The organism is Rhizobacter sp. P5_C2 (genome assembly GCF_054049715.1).
Genome location: NZ_JBFULV010000008.1, coordinates 96,585 through 111,638 on the forward strand (window position 1 = coordinate 96,585; position 15,054 = coordinate 111,638).

13 protein-coding genes are annotated in these 15,054 nt (G+C 70.8%); 3 read left to right on the forward strand and 10 right to left on the reverse strand.

From position 1 onward, the window contains the following. The first annotated feature begins 115 nt into the window (after positions 1-115). Both gstA and ACXJLU_RS04705 read left to right on the forward strand, forming a co-directional pair. The gene (gene gstA / locus ACXJLU_RS04700) at positions 116-721 is read left to right on the forward strand and encodes a glutathione transferase GstA (RefSeq protein WP_457329309.1); all 606 of its coding nucleotides are present in this window, start codon (positions 116-118) and stop codon (positions 719-721) included. Continuing rightward, on the forward strand, positions 718-1,089 hold the full coding sequence (locus ACXJLU_RS04705; protein WP_457329311.1) for a hypothetical protein: 372 nt from the start codon (positions 718-720) through the stop codon (positions 1,087-1,089). The genes gstA and ACXJLU_RS04705 overlap by 4 nt, the downstream gene beginning before the upstream one ends. Positions 1,090-1,099: 10 nt before the next feature. Here ACXJLU_RS04705 and ACXJLU_RS04710 read toward each other — a convergent pair whose 3' ends face one another. From ACXJLU_RS04710 to pabB, 3 genes are all read right to left on the reverse strand, one after another. Further along, a complete protein-coding gene (locus ACXJLU_RS04710; protein WP_457329312.1) occupies positions 1,100-2,710 on the reverse strand; it encodes a thioredoxin family protein in 1,611 nt (536 codons plus the stop codon). A 73-nt stretch (positions 2,711-2,783) separates the two neighbouring features. Further along, entirely contained in the window at positions 2,784-3,512 is a 729-nt protein-coding gene (locus ACXJLU_RS04715; RefSeq protein WP_457329313.1) for a hypothetical protein, read from the reverse strand. Then, positions 3,509-4,852, reverse strand: coding sequence for an aminodeoxychorismate synthase component I (gene pabB, locus ACXJLU_RS04720; RefSeq protein WP_489742047.1), 1,344 nt, complete (start codon positions 4,850-4,852; stop codon positions 3,509-3,511). Before pabB ends, ACXJLU_RS04715 begins: the two co-directional genes overlap by 4 nt. Before the next feature lie 96 nt (positions 4,853-4,948). On the opposite strand from pabB, the gene ACXJLU_RS04725 reads away from it, so the two are divergent. Next, positions 4,949-5,476 carry a chorismate--pyruvate lyase family protein gene (locus ACXJLU_RS04725; protein WP_457329315.1) on the forward strand — a complete coding sequence of 176 codons (528 nt, stop codon included), beginning with the start codon at positions 4,949-4,951 and terminating at the stop codon, positions 5,474-5,476. Between the two features lie 4 nt (positions 5,477-5,480). Here ACXJLU_RS04725 and ACXJLU_RS04730 read toward each other — a convergent pair whose 3' ends face one another. From ACXJLU_RS04730 to ACXJLU_RS04760, 7 genes are all read right to left on the reverse strand, one after another. Next, the gene (locus ACXJLU_RS04730; protein ID WP_457329316.1) at positions 5,481-6,320 is read right to left on the reverse strand and encodes a 2OG-Fe(II) oxygenase; all 840 of its coding nucleotides are present in this window, start codon (positions 6,318-6,320) and stop codon (positions 5,481-5,483) included. Then, positions 6,317-6,949, reverse strand: coding sequence for a hypothetical protein (locus ACXJLU_RS04735; protein ID WP_457329317.1), 633 nt, complete (start codon positions 6,947-6,949; stop codon positions 6,317-6,319). The genes ACXJLU_RS04730 and ACXJLU_RS04735 overlap by 4 nt, the downstream gene beginning before the upstream one ends. Next, positions 6,946-8,301 carry a cytochrome-c peroxidase gene (locus tag ACXJLU_RS04740; protein WP_457329318.1) on the reverse strand — a complete coding sequence of 452 codons (1,356 nt, stop codon included), beginning with the start codon at positions 8,299-8,301 and terminating at the stop codon, positions 6,946-6,948. Before ACXJLU_RS04740 ends, ACXJLU_RS04735 begins: the two co-directional genes overlap by 4 nt. A gap of 51 nt (positions 8,302-8,352) precedes the next feature. Further along, positions 8,353-10,662 (reverse strand): alkaline phosphatase family protein, encoded by a 2,310-nt coding sequence (locus ACXJLU_RS04745; RefSeq protein WP_457329319.1) that lies wholly within the window; start codon positions 10,660-10,662, stop codon positions 8,353-8,355. Between the two features lie 178 nt (positions 10,663-10,840). Then, positions 10,841-11,755 carry a hypothetical protein gene (locus ACXJLU_RS04750; RefSeq protein WP_457329320.1) on the reverse strand — a complete coding sequence of 305 codons (915 nt, stop codon included), beginning with the start codon at positions 11,753-11,755 and terminating at the stop codon, positions 10,841-10,843. Further along, positions 11,727-12,848, reverse strand: a complete 1,122-nt coding sequence (locus tag ACXJLU_RS04755; RefSeq protein ID WP_457329321.1) for a type IV toxin-antitoxin system AbiEi family antitoxin — start codon at positions 12,846-12,848, stop codon at positions 11,727-11,729. The genes ACXJLU_RS04750 and ACXJLU_RS04755 overlap by 29 nt, the downstream gene beginning before the upstream one ends. A 97-nt stretch (positions 12,849-12,945) precedes the next feature. Then, on the reverse strand, positions 12,946-15,054 hold a 2,109-nt coding region (locus ACXJLU_RS04760; RefSeq protein ID WP_457329322.1), incomplete at its 5' end, for an ATP-binding protein.

The window sequence follows — 15,054 nt, forward strand, 5'->3', positions numbered from 1 at the left end:
ATGCGGGTGCAAAGGCGGGAGATTAGCCGACACGGGCACCTCCTCGGCCCCGATGGCGCCGGCCGCACGCACGCTGTGTAATAACGGGGTCCGCCACCCCGACGAAGGTTTCATCATGAAGCTCTACTACAGCCCCGGCGCCTGCTCACTGTCGCCCCACATCGTGCTGCGCGAGGCCGGCCTCGCCTTCGAACCGGTGCTGGCCAGCACCAAGACGCACCAGCTCGCCGACGGCACCGACTACTACACGATCAGTCCGAAAGGCTACGTGCCGCTGCTGGAACTCGACACCGGCGAGCGGCTGACCGAGGGCCCGGTCATCCTGCAGTTCATCGCCGACCAGGTGCCGACGAAGAACCTGGTGCCGGCCAACGGCACGATGCTGCGCTACCGGGTGCAGGAGTGGCTGAACTTCATCACCAGCGAGCTGCACAAGGGCTTCGGCGTGCTGTTCAATCCGGCGATGCCGGAAGAGGCGAAGGCGGTGATGCGCAGCAAGCTGCAGGGCCGCTTCGCCTGGCTCGACGGCCAGCTGAGCGGCAAGGCCTATCTGATGGGCGAGCACTTCAGCATCGCCGATGCCTACCTCTTCACCGTGAGCCGCTGGGCGCCGCGCGTGGGTGTCGAACTCAGCGGGCTGGCGAACGTGTCGGCGTATGTGGAGCGGGTCGGCGCGCGCCCTGCCGTGCAAGACGCGCTGAAGGCGGAAGGCTTGACGTGATTCATCTCCGAAGCGCCATCGTGGGGTTGTGCACCGCGATGGCAGTGGGGGCGCATGCCGCCCCGACGGTCGGCCGCTATGAGGCCCGGCTGTGCGTCGCCACGTCCGAGGCCGCGCCCAGCTGCGGCCCGGCCGAGGTCGACTGGCGCAGCGGCCAGCAGGTGCGCGTGCAGGTCAGCGACATCGTCTACCGGCTGAAGCTGCACAGCAGCCAGCTCGACGCCGTGCTGACACAGGGCAGCATGCAGCTCGACGAGTTCAGCGCCGACTACGCCTGGCAGGGCGACACGCTGCAGTTCGCCGACCGCGACAAGGGCGCCCGCTACGAACTGCAGCTGGGCGCGCGCAAGAAGGCGGCCATCAAGTAGCGGCCGGGCCTCAGGTCGTCTTGCGGGCCGGCGCCTTCAGCAGCGCGTCGCAGGTCGCGCGCTGGCTGTCGCCGTCGGGCAGCTGCCGGCACGCCGTGTCGAGTTGCGCCTGCAGCCGCTTGACCGCCGCGCGCTGGCCGGGCGTGCGCTGCCAGGCCAGCAGCTTGTCGCTGGCGCGCTGCAGCGAGCGGCCGCTGCGCTCGTAGAAGGCGCCTGGCTGGCCGGCGGCTTCGGTGAAGAGCTGCTGCGCCGCGCGCTCGATGCGCGCATCGTCCTGCGGCGACAGGTCGACCAGCGCCGCCAGGTAGCGCGCGCCCCATTGCAGCCGCGTCGCCGGGCCTTCGCTCTTCTCGAACGATTCTTCGTACCAGTGCAGCGCGCCGGTCTTGTCGCCCCGCTTCTTCGCGTTGGAAGCCAGCCCGAGCATCAGGTAGTACGGCGAATGGCTCTTCGTGAGGTTGGCCTTCAGCAGCGCGTCCGATTCGTCCAGCAGGCCGGCCATCTCCAGCATGTCGGCTGCGCTGGTGATCACCGCCTGGCGCTCGTAGCCGTCGGTGATCTCGCGGTCGGCGCGCGCCGATTGCTCGCGCACCTCGGTCAGCAGTGCCTCGGGCAGCGTCGGCGCGGCGTCCTTCGCGAGATCGATGCGGGCCAGGTCGACGCGCGCGATCAATGCCGTCAACCGGTCGGCGCGCGACAGCGTGGCGTCGGCCTGCAAGCCCTTCAGCGCACCGTCGAAGGCGGCCAGCAGCGGCGGGCGCGCCGGCGTCTTCGGGGCCGACAGCACCCGCACCAGGTCGGCGGCGCTGACGGTCAGCACGTCCATCTGCGCGCGCGCGGCGGCCGGGTCGGCCAGCAGCGCGAGCACGCGCTCGCGGTCGGCCGGCGTTGCCTTCACCTGCGCCGCGTCGCCGGCGGTCAGCGCCTTCAGCAGCAGCCGCTGCGAGGTCTCCGGCTGGTCGGCCGGGCAGCCCTGCGCGAGCTGGCGCAGCACCGCGACCGACTGCGCCTTCGGCAGCACCTGCTGCTCGTCGGTCTCCCACGAGTAGAACGCGAGCAGCTTCCAGTCGTTGGCCGACAGGCCCGCGCTGCCGGTGCGCGCATCGGCGAGCACCGCCTTCACCGGCCGCTGCGCGCTGATGCCGAGCGTCAGCACCTGCGTGTACTGCGCGGCGTCGACCTCGCCGGGCAGGCGGGTCACCTCGGCCCCCGCCGGGTTGAACAGCACCATCGTCGGGTAGCCGCGCACCGCAAAGCGGCTGCCCAGCTTCTGCGCGCCCGGGCTGTCGCCGTCGATGTAGACCGGCACGAAGGCGCGCGAACGTTCGATGAAATCCTGCCGGTTGAAGAGCGTGGCCTTGACCTGGTTGCAGGGCGGGCACCACTTGGCGCCCCAGTAGACGAAGACCGGCTTGTTCGCGGATTTCGCGTCGGCGAAGGCGGCATCGACATCGGCGTCGCTGGCGGCCTGGCGCCAGGCGATCCCGGGGGCGTCGTGCGGCGCGCTGGCGGCGGCGCTGACGACAGGGGCGGCCGCAGCAGGCGGCGGCGCTTCCTGCCGGGAGCAGGCGGCCAGCAGGGCCAGCAAACTCAGGATCGCGAAGGGCGGTTGGGTTCTCATGGTCATCTCCCGGGGCGCTAGGCGTCCAGTGTGGCGCAATCGCGATGGATCGATCCTCGAAATCCGACAGACCTTATTCGCCTGGCAACGAAGGCTGCGCCCCCAGGTGCGCCTGCGCGTCCTCGTCGCGCCAGCCTTCGAGCGGCGTCGCGCGCGCGAGCGCCATCCACAGGTGGAAGGGCATGCGCATCGGCCGCCGCGGCGCCGCGCGTTCGACCTCGAGCCCATCGCCGCGCGCCACCAGCACGCCGCATTCGGGCGGGATCTCGTCGGCGCGCGCGATGCCCTCGGCCAGCACGTACCAGCACTCGCTGCTCAGCTGCAGGTAGGCCGCGCGCTTGGCGGCGCGGCGCAGGTCCGACAGCAGGTCGCTGCGCTGCACCTTGACCTCGTGCACGATCGGTTCGAGGTAGGCCTCGACGGTGGTGTGGCGGATCGAGAACACGTCGGGCATCGCCATCACCCAGCCCTCGTCGACCTTCGCGCGCACCGACAGTCCGCGCCACGCGAGGCGGCCGGCGTGCGTCATCTCGCGCGCGACGCGCTCGACCAGCTGCTCGTGCGCATCCCGCCGCGCGCGGTTGCGCTGCAGCGTCTCAGCCAGCACCGCGATGCCGGCCTCGGTGACGCGCAGCGTCTCGTGGCCCGAGGCCTGGAGCACCCGTTCGACCAGCCCGAGGAACAGCAGTTCGACCTCGATCAGGTCCTGGCACGGCCAGCCGGCCGAGCGCCAGACCTCGCGCAGGCGGCGGCGGTGCACGGCGGTCAGCAGGTGGTTGGCGGGGCTCACGGCGGCGTTCATTGCAGCGGCAGTGTCGATCCCTCGCGCAAGGCGTGCAACAGCAGCCGGCCCTTGGCCAGCGTCTCGTCGAGTTCCTCGCGCGGGTCGGAATCGGCGACGATCGCGCCGCCGACCTGCACCATCACCCGCTGGTCGTGCACGACCGCGGTGCGGATCACCACCGACAGGTCCATGCCGCCGGCCGCGTCGAAGTAGCCGATGGCGCCGGCGTACGGCCCGCGGCGCACCGGCTCCAGCGCTTCGATGATCTCCATCGCGCGCACCTTGGGCGCACCGGTCATCGAGCCCGGCGGCCAGCAGGCGCGCAGCAGCTCGGCGATGCCGGCGCCGTCGCGCAGCCGCGCCCGCACCGTCGACACCATCTGGAACACGCTCGGGTGCGCCTCGATCTCGAACAGGCCGTCCACCCGCACGCTGCCGACCTGCGCGACGCGGCCCAGGTCGTTGCGCATCAGGTCGACGATCATCAGGTTTTCGGCCCGGTCCTTCGCGCTCGCGGCCAGCGCCGCATGCTGTTGCGCGTCGGATTGCGCATCGGCGCCGCGGCTGCGCGTGCCCTTGATCGGCCGCGCGCTGACGTCGCGGCCGTCCAGCCGCAGGAAGCGCTCCGGCGACACGCTCGCGATCGCGCCGCGCGGCAGCGGCAGGTAGGCGGCGAACGGCGCCGGGTTCACCGCGGTCAACCGGCGATACAGCGCGAACGGGTCGCCCTCGAAGTCGCCTTCGATGCGGTGCGACAGGTTGGCCTGGAAGATGTCGCCCTGCGCGATCAACCCGAGCACCTCGTGCACCTGTTGCAGGTAGCGCGGGGCCGGGGTGCGCGAGCGCATTTCGCCGGCGCGGAACTGCGTCGCGAGCGGTGCCGGGCCGGCCGCGGCGGCCAGCAAGGCCTGCCATGCGGCGTCGCGCGCATCGGTGAGGCCGGGCCAGTGGCTGCGGCAGGCGTACCAGCGCTGCGTCGCATGCTCGTGGGCCAGCACCTGGTCGCACAGCAGCAATCGCAGCATCGGCAGCTCGGGGTCGATCGCGGCCTGCACCGGCAGCCGCTCGACATGGCGTGCCAGGTCGTAGCCGAGCCAGCCCAGCCAGCCGCCGGCGAAGTCGAGGCCGGCGGGCCGTGCGTCACCGGCCGGCAGCGCGGTGCGGGCCAGCACGTCGCGCAGCGCGTCGAACGGGTCGCTCCAGTGCCTGAGCACGTGGCCGTGCGGATCGCGCAGCCAGGTGGCCTGCGCATCGGTCTCGAGCACCGCGGCCGGCGGCCCGGCCACGTACGACCAGCCCGACAGCCCGGGCATCGGCTTGCTGCTCTCCAGCAGCGTGGCCGGTCCGCGCGCCAGCAAGCGGGCGCAGAGGGCCTGTGGGGTGGCTGCCAGCGGCAGGGGTAGGATGCTCGAACCGAAATCAGCCACGCAGTACACGCACAGGACACAGGGCGCATGAGTGTAGAGCGGCAACTTTTCCCCGGGTCGGCACGGCACGAATCGCTGCGCCGCCTGCTGCTGGCGCAGGACGGCTCCACCACGCGCACCTGCTCGGCGATGTGCGGCCTGCCGGTGCAGGTGTTGCTGCACCACCAGCACCGCACGGCCGAGGTGCCGCGCACCGTGGCCGAGCAACTGGGCGGCACGTCGTGGCTGGAGCGGGTGACGAGCCTGGTGGCGGGCGGCCAGGTGTTGATGGACAACCTGTCGTACACGCGCCTCGACGCGGTGCCCGATTGGTTCCTGCGCGGCCTCGACGAAGGCGCCGCGCCGATCGGCCACCTGCTGGCCCGCCTGTTCGTGCAGCGCCAGCCGATCGAGAGCGAACCGGCGCTCGAGGCCGGCCTGTGGAAGGTGGTCGGCCTGCCGGATTCGCGGGCCAGCCGGGCCTACCGCATCGTCACGCCGGAGGGGCCGCTGATGCTGATCTTCGAGGTGTTCCGCGGCGGGCTGGTGCCGCAGGCCGAGCCGGTCCTCGGCTGATCGCTCAGAGGCTGACGAACGGCCGCTCGCGCATCCACTTCGTCGCGACCCACTTCTCGCCGGCCAGCACCGGGCGGCTCGCGTGCAGCGAGCCCTCGTCGAGCCCGTCGTACTCGAAGTACACCGCCTGCCCGCGCTGCGGCGTGACCTGCAGGCCGCGCTGCGGAAAGTCGGTCTCGCCACCGGCCGCCACCTCGTTCAGGTAGCACACCAGCGTGCTGATGCGCTGGCCGCTGCGCGCGATCGACGCGAGGTTGGCCTCGTTCGACGGCTGCAGGAAATCGAAGTGCGGCGCACTGCCGGCCCCCGCCGGGTAGTGCAGCAGCTGCAAGCCTTCGCCGTGCGACACCGGCAGCCCCATCAGCTCGGCCAGCCGCCGGTCCAGCCGCGCGATCAGCGGCGTCTCGGCCGGCCGGAAGAACATGCCCAGGCTGCCGCGCAGGCCGCTCGCCACGTCGCGGCCGCTCATCGGGTCGACCAGCGTCGACGGCGTGAGCCGCGGGCGGGCCAGCGCGATCAGCTCGTCGCATTCGGCGGCGTCCAGCACGTCCTGCAGCACCGCGAGCACCGGCGCTTCGGCGCGCATCGCGACGCGGATGCAGCGGTCGTTCGTCTCGACCACCGGCCCCTCGGCCAGGCGCGTACCGAGCGCGACCGTGTCGACCGGCAAGGGCAGGCCGCGCTCGCGCGCCTGCACGAAGGCGTCGACGATGGCCTGAGCCGCCGCCGGGGCCACCTGCCGCTCACGCATCGCGTCGACCAGCGCGCCCGGCGGCTGCCCCTGCGCCAGGTGCTGCGCGACCCATTCGCCGAGCGCCGGCGCAAAGCGCAGCTGGGCCGTCATGTGCCCAGCAGGTCCACCGCGACCCAGCCCTGCTCGGTGCGCACGAAGTTCTCTTCGAGCTGCGCCGTGCCGGCCCCGCGCACCACGCCGGCCACCACCGGGAACACCTTCTGGATCTCGCCGTCGCGCGTCCACGGTGCCGCCTCGACCTGGTAGGTGTAGGTCACGCGTGCATGCGTGTCCGGGCCGTGCTCGCCCCGGTCGAGCTTCCAGCCGACGACGCGGTCGAGCGTCAGGTGCGCGGCGCAGAAGTCGCGCGTCTTCGCATCGCGCTGCACCAGGTAGCGCTTGCCGGCTTCGGTGAGTTCGAAGCGGCGCACCTTCATTGCGTGCTTCGTGCCCTCGTCGTCGACCACCACGTCGGCAACGCTGGAGCTGGCCAGCCCGAGCCGTTCCAGCACCGGCATCTGCAGCGCGTTGCGGCCGCCGGCGTCGATCTCGTGCTGGGTCACGTCGATCGGCCAGGCGGACTTGCCCAGGCACAGGTCGCCGCGCTTCGCGAGGTAGGTGTTCATCGCCGCGGTGAAGGTGGCCTGGTCGGGCGCTGGGTGGCAGCCGGCGATGGCGAGCGCAGCGCCCATCAGCGCGAGCAGCCGGAAGGACAGGGGGTTCAGAGGCAAGGAGCTCATGGCGTGCAGGGAGCGTTGGAAGCGGGCGCCGCCTGCGGCTGGTAGCCGTCGGTCAGCGTGTTCAGGAAGCAGACCAGGTCGGCCATGTTCTGCTCGCTCATCGGCGGTGCGCTGTGGGCCTTGCGGCCGTCCAGCGGCATCTGGGTGTCGATGTTGGCGACGAACTGCGGCGGCAGGTCGTCGTACTTCTGCACCTTGCCGCCGACGTACTGCGTCTTCACGAGGCCGTAGGTCGGGAAGCCGGCATCCGGCGTGGCCTTCGGCTTGCCGCCGACGGTCGGGTACCAGATCTCCGGCAGCGTGTCGCGCGTGTTGTAGAAGCGGATCACCTGCTCCAGCGAATGCATCACGCCGTTGTGGAAGAAGCTCTTGCGGGTGGCCACGTTGCGCAGCGTCGGGGCCTTCACCATGCCGCAGAAGGTGTTGCCGGCGGCGGGCGGGTGGTCGCTGCGCAGCGGGCCGCACAGGCCGGTGTCGACGTAGGCCGGGTCGGCATTGGCCGGGATGGCCGGGTTGCGCGGCACGCCGATCGCCTCGTACGAGAAGTCGGTGAACAGCGCCGAGCTGCCGTTCAGGCCCGCGCCCTGGTAGTGGCACGAGGCGCAGTTGCCCACCTGCGGGTCGGCGAACACCTTGAAGCCGCGCACCTCGGCCGGCGTCAGCGTGCCGCCGATCTTGTTGCCGGCGTACAGGTCGTACTTGCTGGAGTACGGGTGGAAGCTGCGGTCCTCGAGCTGGTAGGCCTGCAGCGCGAGGCCCGCCTTGGCGAACGCGGTGTCGGTGTCGGCGAACACATCGGCGCCGAAGGCCTGGCGGAACAGGTCCGCATAGGCGCCGGCCTTCAGCGTCGCGACCACCGCGGCGGCATCGGCATTGGCCATCTCGTTGGCGGCCAGCAGCGGGATCCGGGCCTGCTCGGCGAGGGTCGCCGCGCGGCCGTCCCACGCGAAGCCACCGCCCGGGCCCGGCACGCTGATGCCGTCGGGATTGTCCAACAGGTCGGCGTAGGGCGGCGTCACGTCCTTGTAGCGCAGCGAGGGCACGGCGCGCGTGCCGGCTGCTTTCAGGTCGGCGCCGCCGGCCTGCACCGCCAGGTCATTGGCTGGTGCGTGGGCGTTCTTCGGGTCGTGGCAGCTGGCGCAGGCGAGCTGGCCGGAACCGGACAAGCGGGCGTCGACGAACATCTTCTCGCCGACCTGGGCAGCGAGGCTGAGCGTGGTGGACGATCGTGCGGCGCCCGCGGCCGAGGCGGCGGCCACGGCGGGCGCCGCACTCGGCGCGCCGTCTCCGCAAGCCGCCAGCGCGAAGGCCGCGATCAATGCCGCGGCCTGGTGGAACGATTTGATTTGCATGATGAAGGTGCCGCCGGCCACGGGGTGTCCCGCAGCCGGCGGCGGTACGGCTTACTTCAGGGACCAGACGCTGGTCTGCACGGGGTCCGGGCCGATCTGCGCCGCGGTCGTCACGTCGGCCGACTGCTTGGCCGTGTAGCCGGCCGGTGCGACGAAGGCGTGGTTGATCGGGCGCACCGCGTCGAAGTGGGTGTCGGCGCTGCTCGCGAACTCCGGCAGGTTCATGATGTTGGCCGCGATGAAGCGCTCGGTGTACTTCGAGCGGTTCATGTACGTCGCATCGACCGCCGGGTCGGCCAGCTGGAACATGTCCTGGAAGGTCCGCACCAGCGAGAAGTGGCTGTACGCGTCGTTGTCGCTGACGCCCTTCGGTGCCGAGGCCTGGTTGCTCAGGATGCCGAAGATGCTCTGGCCGTGGCCGCGGTTGCCGCGCGTGTAGTTGTTCACCGTCGCGTCCGGCGAGAAGCTGCCGTCGCTGTTCTGCTTCAGCGGCTTGGACTTCTCGCTGTTGGACACATTCCAGCCGCAGCAGGAGTTGAAGCCGCTGGTCGCGTTGCCTTCGTCGAACATCAGCACGATGGCCACCCGCTTGTTCGGGTTCTTCCAGATCGGCGAATCCTGGATGCGCTTGACCAGCGCGTCGACGTAGTTGTCGCCGCGCGCGATGATCGCGCCGCCGGTGGCGTTCGGCACGTTGTTGGCCACGCTGCTGCAGTCGCTCGCGGTGACACCGGTGGCGCCGCCTGCCACGCTGCCCTTGACCGAGATGCCGTGCATGTCGTCGCACTGGTCGGGCACCAGGAAGTTCAGCGTGCCGATGTTGCCGCTCGCGAGGTCGGTGCCGAGCTGGTCGACGTCGTAGTTCGCCGGCACGCCGTAGGCGGTGCCGTTCTTCAGCACCGCATCCCACTGGCCGCCGCCCATCGTGCGGTTGCTGTACTTCCATTCCGCCGCGCTGCGCACGTTCTGGTAGGCCATGCCCGGGTGGTGCTTGGTCTTGTACAGGCCGGCCGGCAGCGGCAGCGCCAGGCCGGTGGTGCCGATCTGCGCGGTGTTGCCGGCGAGCGTGCCGGGCGCGTAGACGTGGTCGGCCGCGATCACCGCGGCATCGGCCACGCTGTCGGTGCGGTAGTCCTGGCCCGGGTTGATCGACTCGTTGTAGGTGCGCCAGGTCAGGCCGGCCGCGCTCAGCGCGTTGAACAGGTTCGGCGCGGTGATGTTGTGGTTGACGCCGACGGCCTGCGTGCAGGTGGCGGCGAACGGCGAGCTGGCCAGGCCGGTCTGGGTCTTGTCCGGCAGCGGCAGGTCCTTGACGGCGTTGTCGCCGGTGGCGTCGCAGTTCCACTGGCTGTCGTCGGTGATGCCGAAGTCGTCGGCGCCGCCGAGCGCGGTGTAGTTCGGCTCGCTGGGGTTGCCGGTCGCGTAGTACGAGGTCAGCTGGTTGCCGGCCTTCAGCAGCGCGTTGATCTTCGGTGCGAACGGCGAGCCGGCGATCGACGACGTGGCCTTGTTCTCGAGCATCACGACGAACACGTTGTCGTAGCGCGGAACGCCTTCGAGGTTGAACGCCGCCTGCTCGGCCTGCGCGAAGGTGATCTTCGCGCGGGTGTCGTCGCCGGCCGGTGCGGTGGCCTGCGTCACGTTGGCGGCACCCTTCAGGCGCGGATCGCCGCCCGGCACGGCCAGCGCGTCGGGGTAGAGGTCGCCGCGGTCGAGCTTGGTGATCGCGAAGGTGAAGCGGTTGTCCAGCACCTTGGCTTCGGCCAGCATCGCGGCCTGTTCGGCACCGGTCACGCCGTTGACGTCGGCCAGCAGGTTGGCGGCGCTGACGCCGATGCGGCTGGCGAGGTTCTGCTTCTCGGCGGCGTAGGTGCTGCCGTTGGCTTCCATCGTGCGCAGCACTTCGGACGACAGCGGGCTGATCACGATGCTGCCGCCGGCTTGCTCGACGACCTGGTCGAGCGAGGCACGCAGCACGTCGCGGCTCGCGACCTTGGCGCCGCTGGCGGTGTTGGTGGCGTCGGTGCCGATGTCGGCGATCAGTGCCGCCTTGGTGGCCATCGTGATCGTGAACTTGCCGTGCGCATCGGTGACGACCGGGTTCTCGCCGGCGTCGCAGACGCCGTTGGCATTGGCGTCGACGCAGACCTTGGCACCTTGGTAATACGAGGCCTTGACGGTCGGGTCGGTCGCGCTGCCGGMGACGAACTGGGTCGCGGTGACGACGCCGCTGACGGTGGGGGTGGGGGCGGGCGACGAGCTGTCGCTGCCGCCGCAGGCCGCGAGCACGGCGGCGGCGAGCAGGGTCAGGGAGGCGGTGCGGGACGTCGAGAAAGCTGGTGCGGTGATGATGCTTCGCATGGCTGGGTCCGGAAGGGTGGGTGAGCGCGGCGGACTCTAGGCAGCGCACATGACGGATCGGTGTCAGGAATCGCTTCCATCGCCACGCCGGCACGCGGCAACCCGCATGGCGGCTCGCTGTGCGGAGGTTCGTAAAGTACTGTGGGCGCGTGTGTCGCCGGATGTCGGCGTCGCGGCGTCAGGAGCGGGCTGAGCGCTCGACGAGTTCAAGAAAGCGGGTGACCGCTCCCGCTGCGAAGAGGCGCTCCCTGGCGCGTTCCTGTTCCAGATCGGGATCGTCGCCGTACAGGAACCGCGCGTACTGTGCCGGGCCGTCGCGCTCATGTCCCTCCACGCCCTGGCCATCGCAGAATCGGCGGCGCAAGGTGGCCAGCGTCTGCTGGAAGGCCTCAGCGTGCAAGCCGGTGGCCATGCGTTGCGCGAAGAGTGTCGCGGTCTCTTCGAGGGGACCCGCATACCGGAGGACGTGCAGCAGATCGCCCACATCCTTCGGCTCGTTGCGTTGCCCGCACGCCAAGGCCTTCAGCAGGATGAAGGCCACCAGATCGGCATGGCGCACGACCTCGGTGGCCTTGCCGCCGCCATCGAAAAGCTCGGCGGTGATCTCGATCTCGCGGTACCACTGGTGGACCACGCCGCAGTGCGGGATGCGGACGGCGGAAATGCCTTCTGCCGGGACGGTGCCGACACGCTGGTGGACGCGTTCTTCGAGGGGGTCTTGCAGGAATTCGACGATGACATGACGGTGCTCGCCGACGGCGCGCTGCCAACGCCAGCTCACGGGGGCACCGGCGGCATTCCTGGCGCGCTCGAACTTCAGCGCCCGCAACTGGTCGGCCAGCGTCGAGTAGGCGCCTTCGTCGGCCAGCACCTGGAGATTCAGGACCACGTCGACATCCTGCGTGCCCGCATGGGCCGGCACGAAGGGGTTGTCCTGCCGCGGCGTCAGGTACCGCGGCACCAGCCCACCGACGAGGCGGATCGTGTCCTTCAGCGTGCCGAAGCCGCGCAGCAGGTTGACCAGCGCCTGTTCGCAGGCCAGGGTCTGCGCCTCGGTGTAGCCGTCAGCGGTCGCCGGCTTGTCGCTCGTCATGGCCGTTCTCCGGGTCGACACCCAGCACGGTGGCGCGCAGATGCTGGGCCAGCTCGTTGTTGCGGCCTCGACCATCCAGCGTGTCGGCGTAGGCCACCAGCGGGCTGGCGAGGTTGCAGGCAGCGTCGCCCACCTGGCCGGCCTGGATGGATGACGTGCCGTTCACGACGCGTTCGATGAGCCGCACGTTGAACCCGGCCTTCGCGGGTTTGAGTTCCAGCGCCGCGGCCACGGCCTGCGAGGCTCCGGGCGGGACGACCACGTCGACCACGTCGATGCTCGTCAGCCACGGGGCGTAGTGGTTGGCTGCCGCAGCACCGGTGATGAACGTGCCGGGGTCGCGGCCGATTTTCTGCGCCATGGTGTGAAGCAATGTCGTAGGGTCCTGCGCAAACAGATACCAGTGCGAGGTCGCCTCCCGCCTGGACCGGGTGGCCGCTGCCCATTCATCGAGAACCTTGTCGGGATGGGTCAGCCGGCGCAGCAAGGCACGACCTTCGCCCTTGGTTTCGATCAGGTCCAGCCGCGCCAGCTCATTGACCGTTTGTGACACCGTGAAGGTGGAGGTTCCACTGCGGATCGCCAATTCGGCGCCGGTCTGCCAGGTGCCGCGCGCTTGCAGCATCTCGAGCACGACCGAGCCGCTGGCGCCGGCATGGACCGAACGGGTGCGGCGGGCTGCCTGCTTCGGCGACGGCCGATCGATGTGGATCAGCAGGTCGGCGAACTCCAGGTGCATGCTGCCGCTGCCGTCGAAGTAGCCGAAGTGGCCTTCGCGGAGCAAGGTGCGCGCCGATTCCGTCAGGTGCGGGCTGATCAGCACCGCTTGATCGACGGCGTGCCGGGGCGAGTCCGCCGGCGCATTCCGAGGCTGTCGCAGCTTGAAGATGGCCTCGCGGATGTCTCGCGGGTAAGGTGCGCGCCTGCATTCGAAGGACAGGATCTGTCCCGAGGCAAGGCGCAGCAGTCCTTCGGCACGCGCGTCGCCGTCGAAAGCGACTTCGATGACGGTCACTGCCTTGCCGGTGGCCTGTTCAAGCGCCAGCACGAACTGATCGAGCAGTTTGCGGGGCCAAGCACTGTCAGCTTCCATCGGAGGCATTGTAGAGACAGATTTGCTGTACAGCAAATAAGCGAGAAATTCATAACTTATAGAATCCCGCCGAATTGCTGATCAGCAAACGACGCATTTACAGCTCAGCCAGCGCCGCCAGCAACAGCTGGATCTGCGTTTCCAGTTCGAGGAGCAACTCCGACGGCACCGCCGCGTTCTGGCGCAGCAAGGCCTCGACCTCGGCGGCCGCAGAGGCCAGCGGCACGTCACCCAAGGTGGCCGCGGTCGACTTCAGGTCATGCGCCAGCCGCAGCGCCTGCGCCGCATCATCCGCCGCCTGCGCCACCGCAAAACGGCCGCGCCACGCGCCGATCGCATCGCGCGCGGCGTGCAGCACGCGCAGGTAGAGGCCGACCTGGCCTTCCATGCGCGCCAGCGCCGTCGCGAGGTCGAAGCCGGGCAGCGCGGCCAGCGCCGGCAACGGCGGCGGCGCGTCGGCGAAGGCGGCGATCTCGGGGCGTTCACCGGCTTCCGCCCGCTCGTCCGCGCCGGTCAGCCGGGCGATCACGCGCCGCAGTTGCGCGCGCGAGAACGGCTTGGTCAGGTGCGCCTGGCAGCCGGCCTGCAGGCTGCGGCGCTCGTCGTCGGGCAGCGCGTTCGCGGTCAGCGCGACCACCGGCACCGGGGCGCTGCCGCGCCGCCGCTCCAGCGCGCGCAGCGCGGCGGTCGCCTGGTAGCCGTCCATGCCGGGCATCTGCACGTCCATCAGCACCAGGTCGTAGGGCTGCGCCGCGAAGCGCTCGACGGCCGCCGCACCATCGTGCACCACGTCCAGCCGGTGGCCTTCGCCTTCGAGGTAGGCCTGCACCAGCAGCACGTTCTGCGGGTTGTCGTCGGCCAGCAGGATGCGCAGCGAGGTCTGCATCGCACCGTCGGGCTCGGGCGTGCTCGGCGCCCACACCGCCACCGGCGGATCGGTGCTGACCGGCAGCGCCAGCTCGACGAAGAAGCACGAGCCCTCGCCCTCGCGGCTCTCGACGCCGATGCGCCCGCCCATCAGCGCCACCAGCCGGCTGCTGATCGTCAGGCCCAGGCCGGTGCCGCCATAGGCCCGCGCGACGCCGCTGTCGGCCTGCGTGAAGGCCTCGAAGATCGTGCGCTGCCGATCGGCCGGGATGCCGATGCCGCTGTCGCGCACCTCGAAGCGAAGCTGCCCCGGCGTGTCGGGCACCCGGTTCACCGCGAGCGTCACGCTGCCGCGGTGCGTGAACTTGACCGCGTTGCCCAGCAGGTTGCGCAGCACCTGCGCGAGCCGCGGCGCGTCGCCATCGACCACCGCCGGCAGCTCGGGATCGAACTGCGTCAGCAGCCGCAGCCCCTTCTGCGATGCGCGCGCTTCGAACAGCACCGTCTGGCTCGCGACCAGCTCGACCAGCGAGAACGGCTGGCGGTGCAGCTCCAGCAGGCCGGCCTCGATCTTCGACAGGTCGAGCAGGTCGTTCAGGATCTCCATCAGGCTCGCGCCGGCCGACTGGAACAGCGCGACGTGGCGGCCCTGGCGCTCGTCGAGCCGGGTCTGCGCGAGCAGCTCGGCCGAACCGAGCAGCGCATTCATCGGCGTGCGGATCTCGTGGCTCATGTGCGCGAGGAACTCGCTCTTCATGCGGCTCGCGGCCTCGGCGCCGGCGCGCTCGCGCTCCAGTTGCAGCCGCTCGGCGCGCAGCACGCGGCGGCCCTGCCACTGCGACAGCGCGGCCAGGCCGATCGGCAGCACCAGCACCTGCAGCACGTTCGACAGCTGCGCGCGCCACAGCACACCGGCCGCATCGAGCAGCACCAGCGCGAGCACGGCGGCGACGCACCAGGCCAGGTCGGCGTGCGAGCGCAGCCTGCCGCGCCACAGTGCGATGACGCCGGGCAGCAACGCGAGCAGCCACCACAGCGCATCGAGCGCGAGACGCGGCGGCGCGAACAACGCCCCGGTCGCCAGCGCCGATTGCATCTGCGCGAGCGCCGCCGGCGCCCAGCGCGGGCCGAGCGGCGTCTGCACCCGGTCGTTCAGCACCGCGCTCGCGCCGATCACGATGCTGCGGCCCTGCACCTGGGCGCGCAGGTCGTCATCGCGCAGCACGCCGCGCGCGGCCTGCACCACCGACAGGTAGGACCGCAGCGCGACGGCGTCGCCGCGCGCCGGCCAGCGCGGCCGCACGCGGCTGGCCGCGTCGACCGGCCAGCGGCGGTCGCC